Raw genomic sequence first — 268 nt, 5'->3', positions numbered from 1 at the left:
TCCTGCAATTGAATAGCCTTTGTATAGATAACGAAAAAAATAGACCTTCAGATCACTTTTCTTATGATTTTAGTCCTGTAGTTCTCGACAATATTTACAAAGTATACGATAAAGATGTAACCCTTTCCGCAGTAAGATTGTCGCGAATTTTTGGAATAGAAGAAGCTATATCTATAGTGCTGGCTCCTCATTTTTCCACATACAGCGTAAAATCCTACATCGAAGCGGATTCCCAATTGCAATAACCGTACGTCCCTGCATTTGATGC

Annotated in this window: 1 pseudogene; it reads left to right on the top strand. The window is 37.3% G+C overall.

Annotation, left to right across the window (positions count from 1 at the left end):
• Nucleotides 1-245 (top strand): annotated as a pseudogene (locus P6709_RS19970) (hypothetical protein); the annotation flags it as partial.
• Nucleotides 246-268: the final 23 nt, after the last annotated feature.

The organism is Jeotgalibacillus sp. ET6 (assembly GCF_029667115.1).
Taxonomy (GTDB): domain Bacteria; phylum Bacillota; class Bacilli; order Bacillales; family Jeotgalibacillaceae; genus Jeotgalibacillus.
This window is presented reverse-complemented; position numbering and strand designations above follow the sequence as displayed.